Annotated in this window: 15 protein-coding genes; 10 read left to right on the forward strand and 5 right to left on the reverse strand. The window is 68.5% G+C overall.

Annotated elements, in window-relative coordinates; genetic code table 11:
* Nucleotides 1-63: 63 nt before the first annotated feature.
* Nucleotides 64-450, reverse strand: a complete 387-nt coding sequence (locus tag AC5P8R_RS19180; RefSeq protein ID WP_014647499.1) for a DUF4440 domain-containing protein — start codon at nt 448-450, stop codon at nt 64-66.
* Complete coding sequence (locus AC5P8R_RS19185) at nt 450-1,808, reverse strand: MFS transporter (protein WP_142234901.1); 1,359 nt, start codon at nt 1,806-1,808, stop codon at nt 450-452. The genes AC5P8R_RS19180 and AC5P8R_RS19185 overlap by 1 nt, the downstream gene beginning before the upstream one ends.
* Before the next feature lie 105 nt (nt 1,809-1,913).
* Between AC5P8R_RS19185 and AC5P8R_RS19190 the strand changes: the two genes are divergently transcribed.
* The gene (locus AC5P8R_RS19190; RefSeq protein ID WP_014647501.1) at nt 1,914-2,810 is read left to right on the forward strand and encodes a LysR family transcriptional regulator; all 897 of its coding nucleotides are present in this window, start codon (nt 1,914-1,916) and stop codon (nt 2,808-2,810) included.
* A 98-nt stretch (nt 2,811-2,908) separates the two neighbouring features.
* Here the strand turns inward: AC5P8R_RS19190 and AC5P8R_RS19195 are convergent, their stop codons facing one another.
* A complete protein-coding gene (locus tag AC5P8R_RS19195; RefSeq protein WP_169410357.1) occupies nt 2,909-5,704 on the reverse strand; it encodes a beta-glucosidase family protein in 2,796 nt (931 codons plus the stop codon).
* Nucleotides 5,705-6,041: 337 nt separating this feature from the next.
* Here AC5P8R_RS19195 and AC5P8R_RS19200 point away from each other — a divergent pair, with 337 nt between their 5' ends.
* Nucleotides 6,042-6,476, forward strand: a complete 435-nt coding sequence (locus tag AC5P8R_RS19200) for a VOC family protein (RefSeq protein ID WP_014647503.1) — start codon at nt 6,042-6,044, stop codon at nt 6,474-6,476.
* A 165-nt stretch (nt 6,477-6,641) separates the two neighbouring features.
* Complete coding sequence (locus tag AC5P8R_RS19205; RefSeq protein ID WP_169410356.1) at nt 6,642-7,346, forward strand: AraC family transcriptional regulator; 705 nt, start codon at nt 6,642-6,644, stop codon at nt 7,344-7,346.
* Nucleotides 7,347-7,355: 9 nt separating this feature from the next.
* Here AC5P8R_RS19205 and AC5P8R_RS19210 read toward each other — a convergent pair whose 3' ends face one another.
* Nucleotides 7,356-8,246, reverse strand: coding sequence for a sterol desaturase family protein (locus AC5P8R_RS19210; RefSeq protein WP_046431202.1), 891 nt, complete (start codon nt 8,244-8,246; stop codon nt 7,356-7,358).
* Between the two features lie 177 nt (nt 8,247-8,423).
* On the opposite strand from AC5P8R_RS19210, the gene AC5P8R_RS19215 reads away from it, so the two are divergent.
* The 7 genes from AC5P8R_RS19215 to AC5P8R_RS19245 all read left to right on the forward strand — a co-directional run bounded on the left by AC5P8R_RS19215 (nt 8,424) and on the right by AC5P8R_RS19245 (nt 17,074).
* Nucleotides 8,424-9,329, forward strand: a complete 906-nt coding sequence (locus AC5P8R_RS19215; protein ID WP_041864222.1) for a LysR family transcriptional regulator — start codon at nt 8,424-8,426, stop codon at nt 9,327-9,329.
* Nucleotides 9,330-9,421: 92 nt separating this feature from the next.
* On the forward strand, nt 9,422-10,072 hold the full coding sequence (locus AC5P8R_RS19220) for a DsbA family oxidoreductase (protein ID WP_053496081.1): 651 nt from the start codon (nt 9,422-9,424) through the stop codon (nt 10,070-10,072).
* 36 nt (nt 10,073-10,108) lie between these two features.
* Nucleotides 10,109-11,116: a cyclase family protein gene (locus AC5P8R_RS19225; protein WP_049418880.1), complete on the forward strand. Its 1,008-nt coding sequence runs from the start codon at nt 10,109-10,111 to the stop codon at nt 11,114-11,116.
* Between the two features lie 219 nt (nt 11,117-11,335).
* Nucleotides 11,336-11,950, forward strand: coding sequence for a translesion DNA synthesis-associated protein ImuA (gene imuA / locus AC5P8R_RS19230; protein WP_014647509.1), 615 nt, complete (start codon nt 11,336-11,338; stop codon nt 11,948-11,950).
* Between the two features lie 9 nt (nt 11,951-11,959).
* Nucleotides 11,960-13,369, forward strand: coding sequence for a Y-family DNA polymerase (locus AC5P8R_RS19235; protein WP_046431214.1), 1,410 nt, complete (start codon nt 11,960-11,962; stop codon nt 13,367-13,369).
* 6 nt (nt 13,370-13,375) lie between these two features.
* Nucleotides 13,376-16,486, forward strand: a complete 3,111-nt coding sequence (locus AC5P8R_RS19240; protein ID WP_053496085.1) for an error-prone DNA polymerase — start codon at nt 13,376-13,378, stop codon at nt 16,484-16,486.
* Nucleotides 16,487-16,567: 81 nt separating this feature from the next.
* The gene (locus AC5P8R_RS19245; RefSeq protein WP_032957269.1) at nt 16,568-17,074 is read left to right on the forward strand and encodes a hypothetical protein; all 507 of its coding nucleotides are present in this window, start codon (nt 16,568-16,570) and stop codon (nt 17,072-17,074) included.
* Between the two features lie 102 nt (nt 17,075-17,176).
* Here the strand turns inward: AC5P8R_RS19245 and ptsJ are convergent, their stop codons facing one another.
* On the reverse strand, nt 17,177-18,463 hold the full coding sequence (gene ptsJ / locus AC5P8R_RS19250) for a MocR-like B6 salvage transcription factor PtsJ (RefSeq protein WP_046431219.1): 1,287 nt from the start codon (nt 18,461-18,463) through the stop codon (nt 17,177-17,179).
* Between the last annotated feature and the right edge of the window lie 66 nt (nt 18,464-18,529).

The raw sequence follows: 18,529 nt of genomic DNA on the forward strand, positions 1-18,529 counted from the left end.
GCTCGGCTCAGACCGCCGCGACCTACCCGAAGAGCAGCCGAGCGTAGGCTCGGCTCTACAACATCAGGCTACCGGCACTTCATGCAGGGCCAGCCAGCGCCAGCGCCCGGTTTCCTGCCGCAGCACCGCCAGTGACTCCCGCCATGCAGGCGTGCCGCCATCGAGCGAATGCCCTTCGCGATAGCGCAGCACCGCCAGCGGTGAAGGCGCTTCCACCGCGTGCACGGCGTCGATGGAAATCCGCAGCCCGGGGCGCGCCCCGTGACCGCCCGCGAACAACGCCTGCACGGCTTGCCGATCCAATCGGCGACCCGCGATGCCGACCATGCTGAAGTCCGCGCTGAAGTGCGCCATCAGATCCTCCAGCGCATCGGCGCCGACATCGGCACGGAACCAGGCCTGCAGCTTGTCGTGCAGGTGGTGGATTTCATGTTCTGCGGTGGTATCCATCAGATGTTCTCCGGTTGCGAAAGGGTGAGCAACTGCGGCCGGCGCAGCAGCGCCATCGGCAGCAGGGTCAGTACCGCGGCCAGACCCAGCGCCATGCCGGTGGCGTGGGCCGGCAGCCATTGCATGGCCAATGCCAGCAGCAGCGCGATGGCCGCAGTGCCCAGGCAGAAGCTGAGCTGGCGGTTGAGGTTCCAGAGTGCACTGGCATCGCCCAATGCTTCGCCCTCGACCCCATGGAAGGCCAGCGTCTGCGCGGTGCTGCTGCACAGGCTGCCGCCGGCGCCCATCAGCGCGAACAGCAGCCCGGCCAACGCGAAGGCCGGCTGCGGCAGCAGCGCCATCAACAGCAGGCCGCTGGCCTGCAGGAGCATGCCCGTACGCAGTACCGTGGCCGGGCCGAAGCGCGCCAGCAGGCGCTTGCTGGCCGTGATCGCAATGGCCGAGGCCAGCGCCCAGGGCAGCATCAACGCGCCGATGCGTGCCGCGCTGTAACCGGCCTGGTGCAGCTGCAGGGTACTGACCAGCTGGCTGCCGATGAACACACCGGGCACTGCCAGATAGACCAGCATCGCCAGGCGCAGGCCCCGATGGGACAGCAGCGACCAGCGCAGCAGGGGCTGCGCCTGCTGCCGTGCATGCCGCAGGTGGGCCGCCGCCAACAGCATTGCGATCAACAGCAGTACGGCACCGGCGGCCCGATGGCCGGGTTCACCCAGCCAGGTCAACGCCAGCAGCAGCGCGCCCAGCGCCAGCATCGCGGTGGACAGCGCATAGGCCTGCAGGCGCGGCGCACTGCGCGCGCCATCGGCCGGCATCCAGGCCAGCACCAGGCTGATCGCCACCACCGCCAACGGCAGGCTGGCCCAGAGCACGCCGCGCCAGGACAACCACTGCACCAGCAACCCGCCCAGCGCCGGCGCCAGTGCGGGCACCAGCAGCGCCACCAGCAGGATGCGGCGGGTCAGCGCGCCACGCTGGTCCGGCGTGCACTGTCGGTACGCTGCCGCCTGTGCCACCGGAATCAGCAGGCCACCGGCCAGCCCCTGCAGCAGGCGCCAGCCCAGCAGCCAGCCGATACCCGGTGCGGCGCCGGCCAGCACAGCGGCAACCGCGAACAACAGCAACGCCACCAGCAGCAGGCGACGCTCACCACAGCGCGCGGCCAACCAGGGCGCCAGCGGAATCACCACGCTCAGGCCCAGCATGTAGGCGGTGCCCACCCAGGCCAGGGTACCGACATCAGCGTGCAGTTCCGCTGCCAGTGCCGGATAGGCCACCGTGGCGATGAACATGTTGACCAGATCCAAGGCGAACACCAGCAGGAAGATCGCCTCATGGCGCAGGCGGGGGGACGGCATCGGCGGTGCTCCAGCAGAGAGACCGCCAGCATGCCGCCCGGGAGCTGTTGGAAAAACACGACAACACCTGCAACACTGTCAAATCTGTTTTGACAATGAACCGCCATGGTCAGTCTCGATCGCTTCGATATCTTCCGTGCCGTGGTCGAGGCCGGCAGCCTGACCGCAGCGGCCGATCGGCTCGGCCTGAGCCGTGCGGTGGTCAGCTTCAACCTGAAACGGCTGGAGCAGGAGCTGGGCGTGACCCTGCTGCTGCGCAGTACCCGCCACCTGGCCCTGACCGACGCTGGCGAACAGTTCCTGCAGCACTGCGTACAGGCGCTGGATGCCGCGCAGGCGGCAATCGATGCCGCGCGGCGCGACCAGCACCAGCTGCAGGGTGTGCTGCGCCTGACCACCACCCCGGAGTACGCGCAGCTTCGCCTGATTCCCGCACTGGAAGCCTTCCGTGCGCGGCATCCGGCCCTGCAGCTGCATCTGTCCACGTCTCCCGCGCCGGCAGACCTGATTCCCGAGCGCTTCGACCTGGCGATCCGTCTCGGCCGTCTGCCCGATTCGGGCCTGCATGCCAGTGAACTGGAACGGCACCCGCTGTGCGCGGTGGCGGCTCCGTCCCTGCTGGCACGCCTGCCCTCTGCCGATGCGGCCAATGACCCCGTGCAACTGGGCACCCTGCCCCGCCTGGGTTACCCGCGCCTGGCCGACGTGCCGGTGGTCGCGCCCGACGGCAGCGACGCCTTGTTTGCCACCAATCCGGGCAATGCAGTGGTGCGCGTGGATGGTGCCAGCAGCCTGCGCGCCTTCGCCGTGGCCGGCGCCGGGGTCACCGTGCTGCCACGCTGGCTGATCGAGGACGACCTGGCCCAGGACCGCCTGCGCCCGGTGCTGCGCCAGCACCGCTTCCCGCAGCAGAGCGTGTACGCGGTCTACCCGCACAGCACGCAGCCCTCGCCGAAGGTGCGGCAGCTGATCGATTTCCTGCGCGGGTGGTTCGCCATATGAAAAGGGGACGGAGGGGATTAAGTCGTTTATGCATAAACGACTTAATCCCCTCCGTCCCCTTTTTCAGGCACGGCCCTTGCGGGCCGTGCCTTCAAGCCTCAGCGCAGCACCTGCTCCACCAGCTGCACGTCCACCGTCTGCAGCGGTTCGGCGGCGTTGCGCGACAGCTGCACCTGGTAGGTGCCGCCATCGATCTTCCACTGGCGCGCCTGTGCATCGTAGTGGGCCAGCGTCTTCGGCTCGGCTTCGATGCGGATGCGGCGCTGTTCGCCCGGCTGCAGGGTCACCTTGTCATAGCCGATCAGGCGGATCGGCGTGGTGCTGCCGGCCGGCAGCTTCAGGTACAGCTGGGCCACGTCGGCACCGGCGCGCTTGCCGGTGTTGCGGATGTCGACGCTGGCGACCAGGCGCGAACCTTCCACGCTCACCTTCAGGTTGTCATAGGCGAACGAGGTGTAGGACAGGCCATGGCCAAAGGCGAAGGTCGGGGTCAGGCCCTTGGCCGCCATCCACTTGTAGCCGACGTTGGCGCCTTCGATATCGAAATCGAACACATCACCGAACGGCTTGGCCGGCTTGAAGCCGAGGCCGTCGATGTGCGGGCGCGGCAGCTGCGATTCGTCCGTCACCCAGGTCACCGGCAGGCGGCCGGACGGATTGACCTGGCCGGTCAGCAGTGCGGCAATGCCTTCGCCACCGCGGATGCCCGGGTACCAGGCCTGCAGCATCGCCGGCACCTGCGCCAGCCACGGTGTGCGCACCGGGCCGTTGGTTTCCAGCACCAGCACGGTCTTCGGGTTGGCCTTGGCCACTGCCGAGATCAGGGCATCCTGGTTGTCCGGCAGCTGCATGTCCGGCAGGTCCACCGATTCGGCAGCCCACTGCGTGGCAAACACGATGGCCACATCCGCCTGCGCGGCCGCCTTGGCCGCAGCAGCGGCGTTGGTGCCATCGACATACGTGATAGTCGTGTCCGGGCGCGCCGCACGCAGCGATTCCAGCGGCGAGGACGGATGGAAGATCACCGGGCCCGGCCAGGTGGTCGGCATCACGCCGGGCACCGCGTTGGTGCCCTTGGCGGTCACGCCCACCATCGATGAACCACCGCCACCGATCACGCCCTTGTCGGCATGGCCGCCGATGATGACGATGCGCTTCACGCTGTCGGCCAGCGGCAACAGGTTGCCCTCATTGCGCAGCAGTACGCTGCCCTCCTCCACCGTGCGCTGGGCAACGGCGAAGCCGGCCTCGGCATCCACCTTCTGGTGCTGCGGCGGGTTGTCGAAGTTGCCATGCAGGAACATCGTGCGCAGGATGCGCGCCACCATGTCGTTCAGGCGCGCCTGCGGCACCACGCCGCCATGCACGGCCAGGCGCAGCGGTTCATCGAAGAACACCGCCGCGTCGAACACCTCACCGGCCGACTGCTGGTCCAGGCCGGCCAGCGCAGCCTTCGAGCCACTGTGCACGCCACCCCAGTCGGACATCACGAAACCGGGGAACTTCCATTCCTGCTTCAGCACCTGGTTCATCAGGTAGCCGTTCTCGCAGCCGTAGGTGCCGTTGATCTTGTTGTACGAGCACATCGCCACGCCCGGGCGACCGGCATCCAGCGCGATCTCGAAGGCCAACAGGTCCGACTCGTGCATGGCCTGCTCGCCGATGCGCACGTCGTGGAAGTTGCGACGGGTCTCCATGTCGTTCAGCGCGAAGTGCTTCATCGAGGAGATCACGTGCTGGCTCTGCACGCCCTGGATCAGCGCGCCAACCATCGAGCCGGCCAGCAGCGGGTCTTCGCCGGCGTACTCGAAGTTGCGGCCGTTGCGCGGGTCACGCTGCAGGTTGACGCTGCCCGACAGCAGGATATTGAAGCGCTGCTGCCACGCCTCGCGGCCCATCGTGGCGCCACCGGCGAAGGCAACTTCGCGGTTCCAGCTCGATGCGGTGGACGGGCCCGATGGCATCGCCGTGGCGAAGTCGCCCGGGCGGATGCCCCCCGGATTGGTCACGCCGACACCGGCATCGGCCGACTGCTGCGACGGGATGCCCAGCCGCGGTACGCCCGGCACGAAGCCGGCCGAACCGACCGCACCTTCCGGCAGCGGGCCGCCGTCCTTGCCCAGCCCGAAGTAGCTGTGCAGCATCTGGAACTTCTCATCCTCGGTCATCGCCTTCAGCAGCAGCGCAGCGCGCGCATCGGCGTTGAGCGTGGTGTCCATCCACGGCGTGTCGCCGTGCTTGTCGGCGGCATAGGCCAGGGTCAGCAGGGTGGCATGCAGCGTGCTGCCTTCCACCTTGAACGGCGCGCTGCTGGCGGCCTGGAAGCCGTCGCTGAAATAGCTGGCATCGGCTTCCAGCGCCACACGCGCCGGATCGAAGCCTGCGGCCTTGGCCGATTCACCGGCCACCGCGCCGAGCAGCACCGCCGGTGCACCCAGCCGCGAACGGGTGACCAGCGCCGGCAGCTGCGCCGCACCTGCACCGGCATCGGTATAGACCGCCACAGTGTGGCGGCCATCGTCCAGGCGCAGGTAGTTCAGGCCCGGCTGGTCGGGGCCGGATTCAGCGGCGATCGGCAGCCGGGTCAGAACAGCCTGGCCGCGCTGGGTCTGGCCATCGTCCTTGCCGGCGGCAATGAAGCGGTACTCGTAGCCCAGGCCATCGGCCAGCACCTGCAGCGGATCGACCTGGCCGATGCCGCGCTGCACCTGGCGCACGCTCACCGCGTCCACCTTCAGGCTCTTCAGTTGCGCGGCCAGCGCCGGCATCGCCTCGGCGTGGGGCGCCTGTTCCAGGGTCAGCACAGTGAACGCGGCCGGGTCGGCCCAGGCCGGAGCGGCCAGTGCGGCAGACAGGGCCAGAGACAGTGCAAGCGGTTTTGTAAACGTTTTCATCGGCAGGCGTAATTCCGTTGCCAAGGCAATCGGTCCAGGGAAAGTGCCGCCGAAGGGTGCAGCGTTCATGCCGCGCAGGGGTTGCCAGGCAACGCCCCGCAGGCCGATGGACGGGCCGGTCTGCGCGCGGGACCCTCCTCCCGGCGTGACAACCTGCCTGCCCGGGCCGCGCAGGGCGACCCAATCCTGTGAAGATTGTGCGAGGGCGTTCACACCTGTCAACAGGACCTAAGTCACAGGGGCAACCCGGCCAATGGTTATCAGGCCATCACTGGCGGTCATCAGCGCGCCGCGCGAGGCTGCTGATAATGGAGATCCCTGGCCACGAATCGAGCCCATGACCGTACATCGCGACTTCGATCATCTCTGGCGCGACCGCTGTGACACCTCCAGCCAGCGCGCACCGCGCGTGCTGATCCGGGTGTTCGTGGCCCCGGGCGAGCTGGAGCGCAGCGTGGCGTTCTACGAGCAGTTGCAGGGCGTGGTAGCCGATGCAGGGTTCCCGTTCCCGGAAGCCGGGCTGCGCCTGGCGATGGTCGGCGCCTTCCTGCTGATCGAAGGCAGCCAGGCGGCACTGGCACCGTTCACCTCGACCACGGGGACACTGCTGGTCGATGACGTTCGGCCCTATCACGACAAACTGGTCGCCGCCGGCGCCGAGATCATCTTCCCGCTGCAGGTAGTCCCGACCGGGGCGGCGTTCAATGCGGTGCATCCCGATGGCACCGTGGTTGAATACGTGCATCACCGGCCGGATCCGCACGGGCGCTGAGGGGGCGCACGGCCGGGCGGCGCCCGGCACCCGCGGTAGGCAACCTCAGAAGCAACAGCCGAAGCAAAAGCGGGCTTCCTGTGGGTTGGCGGGGTAGGGCCGGTTGCGTTGACGCCGTGAATCCGTCTGTCGAAATAATCGATTTCGATTGAGATTCATCCACGCATGGTGTGGATCTACAATCCCTCAATGTCCTCCCCCGCCCTGCCCTGGAATGGCACGTTGCTGCTGGATGCTCACGTGGCCGTGCTGCAGGGTCATGCCGGTGACAGCGCCGCGCACGCGCACTACGCCCATCAACTGCTGCTCAGCGACGGCGCAGCCTGGCAGGTCGAGGTCGATGGCGTGCAGCAGCAAGGCCAGCGGCTGTGGCTGCCATCATTCCAGCCGCACGCGATCCTGTTAGCGCCAGAAGCAGGCTGCACGGTGTTTCTTGAGCCGACGCATGCCAATCCCGCACAGATCCAGCAATACCTGCACGCACTGCCGGGCAACGCGCTGGAACTGCACGGCTGGCTGCCACGGCTGAGCCGCCCGCAACCGCTGGACCGCCGCGTGCAGGCGGCATTGGCCCGTATCGCCCAGCACCTGCCCGGCCCGGTGCCGGCCGCCGATATCGCCGGGGCGGCGCACCTGTCGACCAGCCAGCTGCACCGGCGTTTCCAGTCTGATCTGGCGGTGACCCTGCGCGGCTGGGTGCTGTGGCAGCGGCTGCGCCGCGCACTCATGCATCATCTGCACGGGCACACCCTGACCGACAGTGCGCATGCCGCTGGATTCGCCGATCTGGCCCATCTGTCGCGCAGCCTGCGCCGCATGTTCGGTATCGGTGCCGCGCAGCTGCAGGGCCTGCAGCTTCAAGCGGCCTGACACGGCCCATCATCCGCGCCTGCGCAGACCTTCCGGCAGCTCCGGCACCTCGCCATGCGGCAGTTCGCGGAACGGCGCCAGCAGCTGTCCCGGATAATCGCGCGGATAGTCCGGTTGGCTGCCGATGCCGAGGTCGCGCTGCTGCAGCCGATAGCCCGGCGCATCGAAGGCGGTCCCCAGCAGGTGATCCCAGACGGTCAGGAACAGGCCGAAGTTGACGTCGCCAGCGTTGCCGTAACGCATGTGGTGGAAGCGGTGCAGCGGTGCCCACGCCATCACCCGGCCCAGCAGGCCCGGGCGCATGTCCACGTTGGAGTGCTGCAGCAGCAGCTGGATGGCAATGGCGAAGGCCAGCACCGCAGCCACCGGCATCGGCAGGCCCAACAGCAGCAGCGGCAGTACGCCGCCCACTGCTTCGGCCGCCTGGTGCAGCGGATGCTTCATCAAGCCGTTGAAGCCGTACATGCGGGTGACGCTGTGATGCACCGCGTGCAACCGCCACAGCCAGCCGATGCGATGGCTGGCGTAGTGCACCAGGGTAATGCCAAGGTCGGCGCAGACGATGGCCAGCAGTACCTGCAGAACGAACGGCCACTGCAGCGGCCACAGCTGCCACGGAAGGAGCGCTGCCAGCAGCGGCACCGCAGCGATCGACAGCAGGTTCAGGCTTTCGTTGACCAGTGCATGCAGGGTGTCACGCAGACTGTCGCCGTGGTCGTGGTTGAACGCGGGGTCATACGGCCAGGCACGTTCGGCAGCGAACGAAACTGCGATGGCGACCGCCAGCAAGGCCAGCAGCCATAGCGGATCGCCATGGAGGTGGCCGACCCAGACGACGGCGGCGGCAACGAAACCGAGCAGGAACAACGGGGCATACAGGCGGAGGATCCAGTGTTTCATGGGCAACCCGGAACGTGAGGGGCCTGCATGCTGGCGCGGCACGACGGTTGCGCGCTTGAACAAACGGCGCAACCCGCCCCGCCTCGGTGGATATCCCCCCTTTGGCCGACACCGCGTTTCCCCCACCCACGGACGGCGTGGATCTACAATGGCGCCCTCATCGCGCCCGGTACCGGCATGGATTCCTTCAACCTGATGCGCGCCTTCCGCCGCATCGTCGAACGCGGCGGGCTGGCCCGCGCTGCCGAAGACCTGGGCATGTCGCCGGCCGGGCTGAGCAAGCAGTTGCGCGCGCTGGAAACGCACCTGGGCGTGGTGCTGCTGCAGCGGACCACGCGGCGCATGAGCCTGACCGAGACCGGCCACGCCTATTACCGCGAATGCTGCCGCCTGCTCGACGAATTGGACGCATTGGAACGTGGCATCGCCGAACAGCGTGGCGAGGTGGCCGGGCGCCTGCGTGTCAATGCACCGCAGTCGTTCGCACTGAGCACGCTGTCGCCGCTGCTGCCACGCTTCCTTCAACAGCATCCACAGCTGTCGCTGGACCTGGTGATGGAAGATCGCCTGCTTGATGCGGTCGGTGAGGGTTTCGATGTGTCGTTGCGGCTGCGTGCCGAGCTGGACGACTCGCGACTGGTGGCGCGCCGGCTTGCCTCGCTGCAACAGGTGCTGTGCGCTGCCCCGTCCTACCTGCGGCAGCGTCCAGCACCGCAGTCGGTGGACGATCTGCAGGTGCACAGTGTGCTGGCCTACAGCCTGTCCGACTCCCCCGGCAGCTGGCCGCTGCTCGGCCCGGATGGGCAGGTGACCATCACCCTGCCGGCACGCGTCACCGTCAACAACAGCCTGCTGCTGCGCGACCTGCTGGTGGCCGGCATGGGCATCGGCGCCCTGCCCTCGTTCCTGGCGGCACCAGCGCTGGCCCGTGGCGAACTCCAACAGGTGCTGCCCGACCACCGCTATCCGCCACGCTTCGTGCATGCGGTCTATCCCACGTCGCGCCACCTGCAACCCAAGGTGCGTGCCTTCATCGATTTCCTGCACGCCGAGCTGCCCCGCTGCGCCGGCCTGGATTCGTAACCGCCAGCGAAAACTGAGCTGCCCACGGCGCGCTGTTTCGGCCCCGCCGCGCTGCCTAATCTGCCGCCTCCCCTCTCACCGATGGCAGGCAGATGTCTCCCGTTCCTTCCCCCGCCACCGCCGCGCCGGTGGTCGACTTCTTCCACGACGTGGTCTGCGGCTGGTGCTTCGTGCTGGCCCCGCGCCTGCAGCAGGTCTCGGCCGAACTCGGCATCCAGGTGCGCCATCGCAGCTTCGTGCTGCAGGACTCGCGCGCGCAGATGGTCGAGGTGTTCGGCTCGATGGAGCGCGCCAAGGCGATCATCCTGCGCCACTGGACCGACTGCGCCGCGCATGAAGACAGCGCGCGCATCGATATCGAAGGCATGCGCGCACAGGACTTCGAATATCCCTCCGGCTGGCTCGGCGCACTGGCCTGCCAGGCCGCAGGGTTGATCGGCGGCAATGATGCCCATGGCGCAATGTTCGACGCGGTGCAATGGGCGCACCTGCACCAGCACCGCAACATCGGCGACGCCGAAGTGCTGCTGGATATCGCCGAATCACTGGGCCATCCCCGTGGTGCCTTCGCTGACCACATGCGCAGCGACGCAGTACGCCAGCACGTGCAGGCCGATCGTGCCGACGCCGCTGCCCTCGGCATCCGCTCCATTCCCACCGTGATCGGCGGCAACGGCCTGCGCCTGCAGACCCTGCCGCTGCCGCAACTGCGCCAGGCCCTGGCGCCCCTGGTCGCGGCCTGAGCCGCACCCTCCCCCACCCTGCAAGGAGATTCCCCCATGACCCCACGTATCCTGGCCAGCGCGCTGGCCCTGCTGCTGGCCGGCACCGCGGCGTCCACCACCGTGTCCGCGCACGAACGCGTTCCCTCCGGCCAGCAGGTCGGCACCAGCCCCTGGGGGCCGAAGGACGAGATCGGCCGGCTCAACCTGATCACCGAAGCCTCGCGTGCGGCGATCCTGTCGCGGGTCAGCGGCGGCAAGGCCTATGACCTGGCCACCGACTACTACGTCGGCATGCCCAGCTGGCAGGACGCCGGCGACCCGCACTACCAGTTCTGGATGACCCACACCCCGCGCGGCACGGTGATGGATGATCCGATGGGCGTGGGCGAGAGCATGAACCTCACCCGCAGCTACACCGGCACCGCGTTCTCGATGTACAGCCACACCGGCACCCACATCGATGCGCTGAACCACTTCGGCATCCACGGAAAGATCTGGAACGGCTTCGAGGCCGACAAGCATCTCGGCGATCGTGGCTGGAATGTCACCGGCATCGAGAAATTCCCGCCGCTGATCGCGCGTGGCGTACTGATCGACGTGGCCGCCGCCAAGGGCGTGGACATGCTGCCGGACAGCTACCGCGTCACCCGCCAGGACCTGAAGGATGCGCTGGCACGCCAGCGGGTGAAGCTGCAGCAGGGCGATGTGGTGCTGATCCGTACCGGCCGCATGCGCCTGTTCGAACAGCCCAAGGCCTACATGGCCAACCCGCCGGGCATGGGCCTGGACGCGGCGCGCTTCCTGGTTGAGGACAGCGGCGCGATGATCGTCGGCGCCGACAACCTGAGCTTCGAGACCTTCCCCTCGGAGGTGGCCGACGACTACGTGCCGCTGCACACCTACCTGCTGGCCCAGCAGGGCGCGCCGATCATCGAACTGGTGGCGCTGGATGAACTGGCCCGCGACAAGGTTTACGAGTTCGCCTTCATCGGCGGCCCGCTGAAGATCCGCGGCGGCGATGCCGCGCCGCTGCGCCCGGTCGCGCTGCCGGTCCGCCCGTAACCGGGCCCTGTGGGTGCCGACCTGGCTCGGCACTCCTTTCCCACTTCAGCAACCTGAAACCCGGCCCGCCAATTTCATTAGTAATTCTACTCACAAGACGAGTAGCATGTCTGGTCTCAGCCCCTGATACCAGCCCGCCGATACTCGCTCCATGCCTGTCGTTTCCGCCCGTTCCTGCCGATTCCAGCCCGCCCGGCGCCTCCCTTGGAGGACCGGCTGATGGGCGCCGTCGTCGCCCTCGACCGGCTGCTGGACGGCCGCCAGTTGTGGCGCGGCCCGGCCCGCCAGGGGCCGGCCAGCGACCACCTGGCCAGCGGCCACCCGGCGCTGGACGCACGCCTGCCCGGCGGCGGCTGGCCGGCCAGCGGGCTGTGCGAGGTGCTGCAGGCGGCGCCGGGCGTTGGCGAACTGGCACTGGTCTGGCCGGCGCTGGCCAGGCTGAGCCAGCGCGACCGCCCGATCGTGCTGGTCGCCCCACCCTATCGCCCGCATGCCCCGGCCTGGGCCGCGGCCGGGCTGGATCTGGCCCAGCTGCAGATCATCCACGCTGCGCCGAAGCAGGCGCTGTGGGCGGCCGAACAATGCCTGCGCTCTGCCGCCTGCGCGGCGGTGCTGTGCTGGCCGCACCAGGCCGACGATCGCGCCCTGCGCCGGCTGCAGGTCGCCGCCGACAGCGGCCAGTGCCTGGGCTTCGTGTTCCGCGAGGCGCAGGCAGCGCGCAACCCCTCCCCGGCCAGCCTGCGCCTGCAGCTCGACCACGGCCAGGTAAGGGTGCTGAAGTGCCGTGGCGGCCTGCCACCCGCGCAGCCGTTGCCACTGGCCATCACCCACTGAGGCCGCGCCATGCACTGGGCCTGCCTGTTGTTGCCGCAGCTGGCGCTGGACAGCGTGCTGCGCCTGCAGCCGGACCCCCAGCGGCCACTGGTGCTGCTGCAGGGCCCAGCGCAGCGCCGCGTGCTGCGTGCGGTCAGCCCGGCCGCGCGCGCAGCAGGGCTGCGCCCGGGCATGCTGCTGTCGGCCGCGCAGGTGCTGGTGCAGGACATGCACCTGCACGACTACGACCCTGACGCGGAACAGCACACCCGGCAGCTGCTGGCCAGCTGGGCCTACGCCTACAGCTCGCAGGTCAGCCTCGATTTCCCGCATGCACTGGTGCTGGAAATCGGCGCCAGCCGTGCCCTGTTCGGTGACTGGCTGACGATCGAAAAGCGCCTGCGCAACGAACTGCATGAACTCGGTTTCCGCCACCGCCTGGTGGCCGCCCCCACGGCACATGCCGCGCGCGTGCTGGCCAACGTCCACGACGGCCTCGGCATCGATGCGCAGCAGCTGCCAGCGGCACTGGCGCAGCTACCCTTGCCGCGCTGCGGCCTGCCCAGCGACGCGGTGACCGTGCTCGGCCGTTCCGGCCTGCGCACGCTGGGTGCGGTGCTCGAGCTGCCGCGTGACAGCCTGGCCCGGCGCTTCGCACCGGAGGTACTGCAGCAGCTGGATGCACTGCGCGGCCTGCCCACCGCGCCGCTGCGCTACTACCAGCCACCGGACCGTTTCGATGCGCGCATCGAATTCGAATACGAGATCGAATCCAGCCAGGCCCTGCTGTTCCCGCTGCGCCGCCTGCTGCTGGACCTGGCCGCCTTCCTGTGTTCGCGCGATGGCGGCGTGCAGCGCTTCGACCTGCATTTCGAGCACGACCTGCTGCCGGCCAGCGTGCTGACCATCGGCCTGCTGGCCCCCGAACGCGATCCTGCGCTGCTGTTCGAGATCGCACGCAACCGCATGGAAGCGTTCGCCCTGCCGGCCGGCAGCCGCGCACTGCGCCTGCAGGCCGAGCAGCTGCCACCGTTCGTGCCCGCCGCGCGTGACCTGTTCGATACCCGGCCGGCGCAGGCGATGCCCTGGAACCAGCTGCGCGAGCGCCTGCGTGCGCGGCTGGGTGATGACGCCGTGCAGCCGCTGGCGGTGCAGGCCGACCATCGCCCCGAACGCGCCAGTGGCACCCAGCCACCGGCCAAGCCCCCGTCGTACTGGCCACTGCGCCCCGGCTGGTTGCTGGACACCCCACAACCGTTGCGTGACCCGCGCCTGCGCATCGTCGCCGGGCCGGAGCGGATCGAATCGGGCTGGTGGGACCAGGCCGACGCACGCCGCGACTACTACGTGGTGGAAACCGCACACGGCCAGCGCGGCTGGGCCTTCCGTGAGCGCAACGATCCGCATGCGCCGTGGATGCTGCACGGCTGGTTCGGCTGAGCCGCCATGCACAGCGAACTGCCCGGCTACGCCGAACTGCACTGCCTGTCGGCCTTCAGTTTCCAGCGCGGTGCTTCGATCGCCGAAGAACTGTTCGCGCGCGCCGCTGGCCAGGGTTACCGGGCACTGGCGATCACCGACGAATGCTCGCTGGCCGGCATTGTGCGCGCCTGGCAGGCGGCGAAGGCGCATGGCGTGGCGCTGATCGTCGGCGCCGAATTCCAGGTCGAGGACGGCCCGAAGCTGGCCCTGCTGTGCACCGACCAGGCCGCCTATGCCGGGCTCTGCCAGTTGATCACCACCTGCCGGCGGCGCGCAGCCAAGGGCGAGTACCGCTGCCTGCGCAAGGACCTGCTCGGCCTGCCCGACGGCCTGCTGTGCCTGTGGCTGGACCGGCAACCGGCCGCCACCGACCTGGAACTGCTGCGCGCCGGCTTCAATGATCGGCTGTGGTTGGCGGTGGAGCTGCACCACGAACACGACGACGCACGCCGCCTGCAGCAGCTGCAGGCCTTCGGCCAACGCCACCGCCTGCCGCTGGTCGCCAGTGGCGACGTGCACATGCACGTGCGCCGCCGCCGCGCCCTGCAGGACACCCTGACCGCGATCCGCCACCGCTGCAGCGTGGCCGAGGCTGGCTGGCGCCTGTTCCCCAACGGCGAGCGCCATCTGCGTCCGCGCACCGCGCTGGCCCAACTGTATCCGCCCGAATTGCTGGCCGAGACCCTGCGCATCGCCGAGCGCTGCCACTTCACCCTGGAACAGCTGCAGTACACCTACCCACGCGAGCTGGTGCCCGAGGGGCATGACCCGGACAGCTGGCTGCGCGTGCTGGTCGAGCGTGGCATCCCCTGGCGCTGGAAAGGCGGCATCGAACCGAAACAACGCGAGCAGATCGAACACGAACTGGCGTTGATCAAGCAGAAGAACTACGCCTCGTACTTCCTCACCGTGCAGGACATCGTGCGCTTCGCGCGCAGCCAGGACATCCTCTGCCAGGGCCGCGGCTCGGCGGCCAACTCCGCGGTGTGCTTCGTGCTGGGCGTGACCGAGATCGACCCGGCACGCAGCAACCTGCTGTTCGAGCGCTTCATCTCCGCCGAGCGCGACGAGCCACCGGATATCGACATCGATTTCGAGCACGAGCGCCGCGAGGAAGTGCTGCAGTACGTGTTCAAGCGCTATGGCCGCGAGCGCGCCGCACTGACCGCGGTGGCAATCAGCTACCGTGGCCGCAGCGCGATCCGCGACGTGGCGCGTGCACTTGGCCTGCCGATGGACCAGGTCAACGAACTGGGCGCGGCGATGGACCACTGGGGCGGCAACATCCCATTGCCGGAAACCCTGCGCGAGCGCGGTTTCGATCCGGACACGCCCTTGATGCGGCGCCTGCTGGCGCTGACCGCCGAGCTGATCGACTTCCCGCGCCACCTGTCGCAGCACCCCGGCGGTTTCGTGATTTCCGAACATCCCCTGTCGACCCTGGTGCCGGTGGAAAACGCGGCGATGGCCGACCGCACCGTCATCCAATGGGACAAGGACGATCTGGATGCCACCGGCCTGATGAAGGTCGACTGCCTGGCGCTGGGCATGCTTACCGCCATCCGCAAGTGCCTGGCCATGCTGAAACAGCATGGCCTGCATGAAGGACGCATGGATGCGATCCCGCCCAAGGATGCAAAGACCTTCGACATGATCTGCGCCGCCGACACCATCGGCGTGTTCCAGATCGAATCGCGCGCACAGATGGCGATGCTGCCGCGCATGCAGCCACGCACGTTCTATGACCTGGTGATCGAGGTGGCAATCGTGCGCCCTGGCCCGATCCAGGGCGACATGGTGCACCCCTATCTGGAGCGGCGCCGGATCCTGCGCGAACAGGGACCGGACGCGTTGAACGACCCGGACAACCCGCTCTACCCACCGCAGCTGGAACGCGTGTTCGCACGCACGCTGGGCGTGCCATTGTTCCAGGAACAGGTGATGCAGCTGGCGGTCGAAGCAGCCGGTTACACGCCTGGCCAGGCCGATGCCCTGCGCCGTTCGATGGCGGCCTGGAAACGCCGTGGCGGCTTGGAACCGCATCGTGAAAAACTGCTGGCAGGCATGTTGAAAAACGGCTTCAGCCGCGAATACGGTGAGCACCTGTTCGAGCAGATCAAGGGGTTCGGTGATTACGGTTTCCCGGAAAGCCACGCCGCCAGCTTCGCCCTGCTGACCTATAACAGCTGCTGGCTGAAATGCCACCATCCGGCCGCGTTCACCGCCAGCCTGATCAACAGCCAGCCGCTGGGTTTCTACAGCCCCGACCAGCTGCTGCAGGACGCGCGCCGGCATGGCATCCGCGTGCTTCCCGTGGACGTGCGCCACAGCGACTGGGACTGCACGCTGGATTTCAGCAGGGGCGCGGCCGCGATCCGGCTCGGCCTGCGCCTGGTCGACGGCTGCAATGAAGCGGCTGTACAGGCCATCATGCGCGAACGTGCACGGCGCCCGTTCGACGATGTGGGCGACCTGTGCCAGCGCACCGCCCTGGATCGCCGCCAGCAGGGCCTGCTGGCCGATGCCGGTGCGCTGCGCGGGCTCAGCGGCCATCGCCATCGTGCACGCTGGGATATCTCCGGCGTGGAGAACCGGCTGCCGCTGTTCGACCAGGCCCGCGCCACCGCTGAAGCACGCGTGCCGCTGCCCCTGCCCAGCGCCTGGGAGGACATGCAGGCCGATTACCGCAGCATCGGCACCACCCTCGGCCGCCACCCGATCTCGTTCCTGCGCACGCAACTGCGCAGCCGCGGCTGCCTGGATGCCGCGCAGCTTGCGGGCCACGGCCATGGCCGTCGCGTGCGCATCGCCGGCCTGGTCCGCATGCGCCAGCGCCCGCAGACCGCCAGTGGCGTTACCTTCCTCACCCTTGAAGACGAGACCGGCATGGTCAATGCCGTGGTCTGGCGGCACCTGGCCGATCGCCAGCACCGGGTCCTGGTCGATACCCGGCTGATGCAGATCGACGGCCGCCTGGAACGCGTCGATGGCGTGCAGCATGTCATCGTGCAGCGCATGCACTGCCTGGATGAACTGTTGCAGGGGTTGCGCAGCCACAGCCGCGATTTCCATTGACGATACACAGCGTCACACAATGAACTGGCCATCGGTCGCCCGCATCCGCTATCGTCGCTGCATCCAAGGAAGGACGACACGATGCCGCGCGCACTGCTGCTGACCACGCTGGTGGTCTCCACACTCGCCCTGCTGGTTTCCGGCTGGACCGCCTGGAGCCTGCATCGCAGCCAATCGCCACAGCGCATCATCGAAGCGCGCGGGCTGATCATCCACGATGGCACGGGCCAACCCCGGGTGATCCTAGGCGCGCCGGTGCCCGACCCCCTCAGCCGGGGCCGTATCCAGGGGCCGCGCGCCACCGCCCTGTCCGGCCTGATCCTGCTCGGCCCGGATGGCTCCGAACGCGGGGGCTATGGCACCAGCGATCGCGGCGGTGAAGCCGTGCTGACCCTGGACGATGCCAATGGCACCACGGAAGTGTTCAAGGTGGTGGCCAACCCGGACCGTGGTGCCAGCCTGATGGTCAAGCACCAGAACAACACCGGCGCCATGCTCACCTCATGGCAGGGCAAGCCGGAACTGATGTTCGTCGATGACAGCGGCCAGTCCTACTACGTGCGCCCGGGCGCCAACGCCGCGCCCTGATCTGCTTCTGTAGCGTCGAGCCATGCTCGACTGCTTCTACCATCAGCAGCCGAGCATGGCTCGGCTCTACAAAGGCGAAGCAACGTCGAGCATCGCTCGACGCTACAGACCGCACACCGCCGCCAGGTCGTCAGCCAGCGGCCGCAGTTGCGCCGCGCCCAGCGCCGCGCAGGTGATGCGCAGGCCATGTGCCGGCGCCGCCACCGCGAACACCTCGCCAGCGCGCACATGCCATCCGCGCGCGGCCAGCGCCAGCACCTGCGGATGGCTGTCGCCCGGCAACGGCAGCCACAGGTTCAATCCCTCCATCGGCAGCGGCGTCGGCACGCCACGCGCGCGCAGCAGTTCCTGCAGCGACTGCAGGCGCTGCTGGTAACGCTCGCCTGCCGAGGCGATCTTCGCCCGCTGCGTTGACGACGCCAGCACCGAGGTTGCCGCGTCCTGCAGCAGGTGACTGACCCAGCCGATACCGGATGCCAATCGCAGCCGCAACCGCATCGCGGTTTCTTCATCGCAGGCCAGCCAGGCCAGCCGCAGGTCGGGGCCGAGCGGTTTGGACAACGAACGCAGCAGCGCCCAGCGCCGCCCATCCAGCGGCAGTACCGAGTGATAGGCCTGCTGCGAGAGCAGCGCATAGTGATCGTCGATCAGCACTGCTACCTGCGGGTACGCCGCCAGCAACTGCCGCAACGCCCGCGCCCGCTTCGCATCCAGGCTGGCCCCGGTCGGATTGTGCGCCCGGGGGGTGAGCAGCACCGCACGTGCACCAGCCTCCAGCGCCTGCCGCAGCGATTCGACCTGCATGCCCTGGGCATCCACCGCCACCGGCAACGGCGCATGACCCGACGCATTGAGCACATTGAGGCTGCCGAGGAAGCATGGATCCTCCACCGCGATGCGATCACCCGGCAGCAGCCACGCCGCCAGCAGGCGCTCGATGCCATCGACGGCGCCATGGGTCAGCTCCAGCGCATATCCCTCGGGGCAATCCGCATCCAGCGAGGCGCGTGCCAGCGCCTGCAACCTCGTGTCGACCGTACCCACGCCATACAGCCGCGGCGCCGCCGGGGTCAGGCGCAGGTTCGGCAGCAGGCGCGGATCCGGGTTGCCACCGGCCAGGTCCTGCAGCGCCAGCCCCGGGGTGCTGCCCTCGCGCGCCAGCGGCGGCGGCAGGCCACGCACCACCGTGCCGCGGCGGCCCGCCGTGCTGGCCAGTCCCGCCGCATCCAGGCGCTTGTAGGCAGCAGCCACGGTGTTGCGGTTCACGCCCAGCTGCTCGGCCAGTTCACGCACCGGCGGCAGCACGCTACCGGCCGGCAGGCGGCCCTTGCCGATGCCGTCGCGGATGCTGTCGAAGATCGACTCGGCGCTGTGCCCGGTGATTTTCATTTTGTCCTATGCCAAAATATCTCTTGTCCTGTGCCAGTGTATCCCACCCTGGCCACCCTGCATTGG

The organism is Stenotrophomonas sp. YJH_SMC_73, assembly GCF_059370155.1.

Bases quoted from the DNA above. Each gene is read 5' to 3' on its own strand.
- AC5P8R_RS19180 (WP_014647499.1), bottom strand. From the start codon at position 450: ATGGATACCACCGCAGAACATGAAATCCACCACCTGCACGACAAGCTG.
- AC5P8R_RS19185 (WP_142234901.1), bottom strand. From the start codon at position 1,808: ATGCCGTCCCCCCGCCTGCGCCATGAGGCGATCTTCCTGCTGGTGTTC.
- AC5P8R_RS19190 (WP_014647501.1), top strand. From the start codon at position 1,914: ATGGTCAGTCTCGATCGCTTCGATATCTTCCGTGCCGTGGTCGAGGCC.
- AC5P8R_RS19195 (WP_169410357.1), bottom strand. From the start codon at position 5,704: ATGAAAACGTTTACAAAACCGCTTGCACTGTCTCTGGCCCTGTCTGCC.
- AC5P8R_RS19200 (WP_014647503.1), top strand. From the start codon at position 6,042: ATGACCGTACATCGCGACTTCGATCATCTCTGGCGCGACCGCTGTGAC.
- AC5P8R_RS19205 (WP_169410356.1), top strand. From the start codon at position 6,642: ATGGTGTGGATCTACAATCCCTCAATGTCCTCCCCCGCCCTGCCCTGG.
- AC5P8R_RS19210 (WP_046431202.1), bottom strand. From the start codon at position 8,246: ATGAAACACTGGATCCTCCGCCTGTATGCCCCGTTGTTCCTGCTCGGT.
- AC5P8R_RS19215 (WP_041864222.1), top strand. From the start codon at position 8,424: ATGGATTCCTTCAACCTGATGCGCGCCTTCCGCCGCATCGTCGAACGC.
- AC5P8R_RS19220 (WP_053496081.1), top strand. From the start codon at position 9,422: ATGTCTCCCGTTCCTTCCCCCGCCACCGCCGCGCCGGTGGTCGACTTC.
- AC5P8R_RS19225 (WP_049418880.1), top strand. From the start codon at position 10,109: ATGACCCCACGTATCCTGGCCAGCGCGCTGGCCCTGCTGCTGGCCGGC.
- imuA (WP_014647509.1), top strand. From the start codon at position 11,336: ATGGGCGCCGTCGTCGCCCTCGACCGGCTGCTGGACGGCCGCCAGTTG.
- AC5P8R_RS19235 (WP_046431214.1), top strand. From the start codon at position 11,960: ATGCACTGGGCCTGCCTGTTGTTGCCGCAGCTGGCGCTGGACAGCGTG.
- AC5P8R_RS19240 (WP_053496085.1), top strand. From the start codon at position 13,376: ATGCACAGCGAACTGCCCGGCTACGCCGAACTGCACTGCCTGTCGGCC.
- AC5P8R_RS19245 (WP_032957269.1), top strand. From the start codon at position 16,568: ATGCCGCGCGCACTGCTGCTGACCACGCTGGTGGTCTCCACACTCGCC.
- ptsJ (WP_046431219.1), bottom strand. From the start codon at position 18,463: ATGAAAATCACCGGGCACAGCGCCGAGTCGATCTTCGACAGCATCCGC.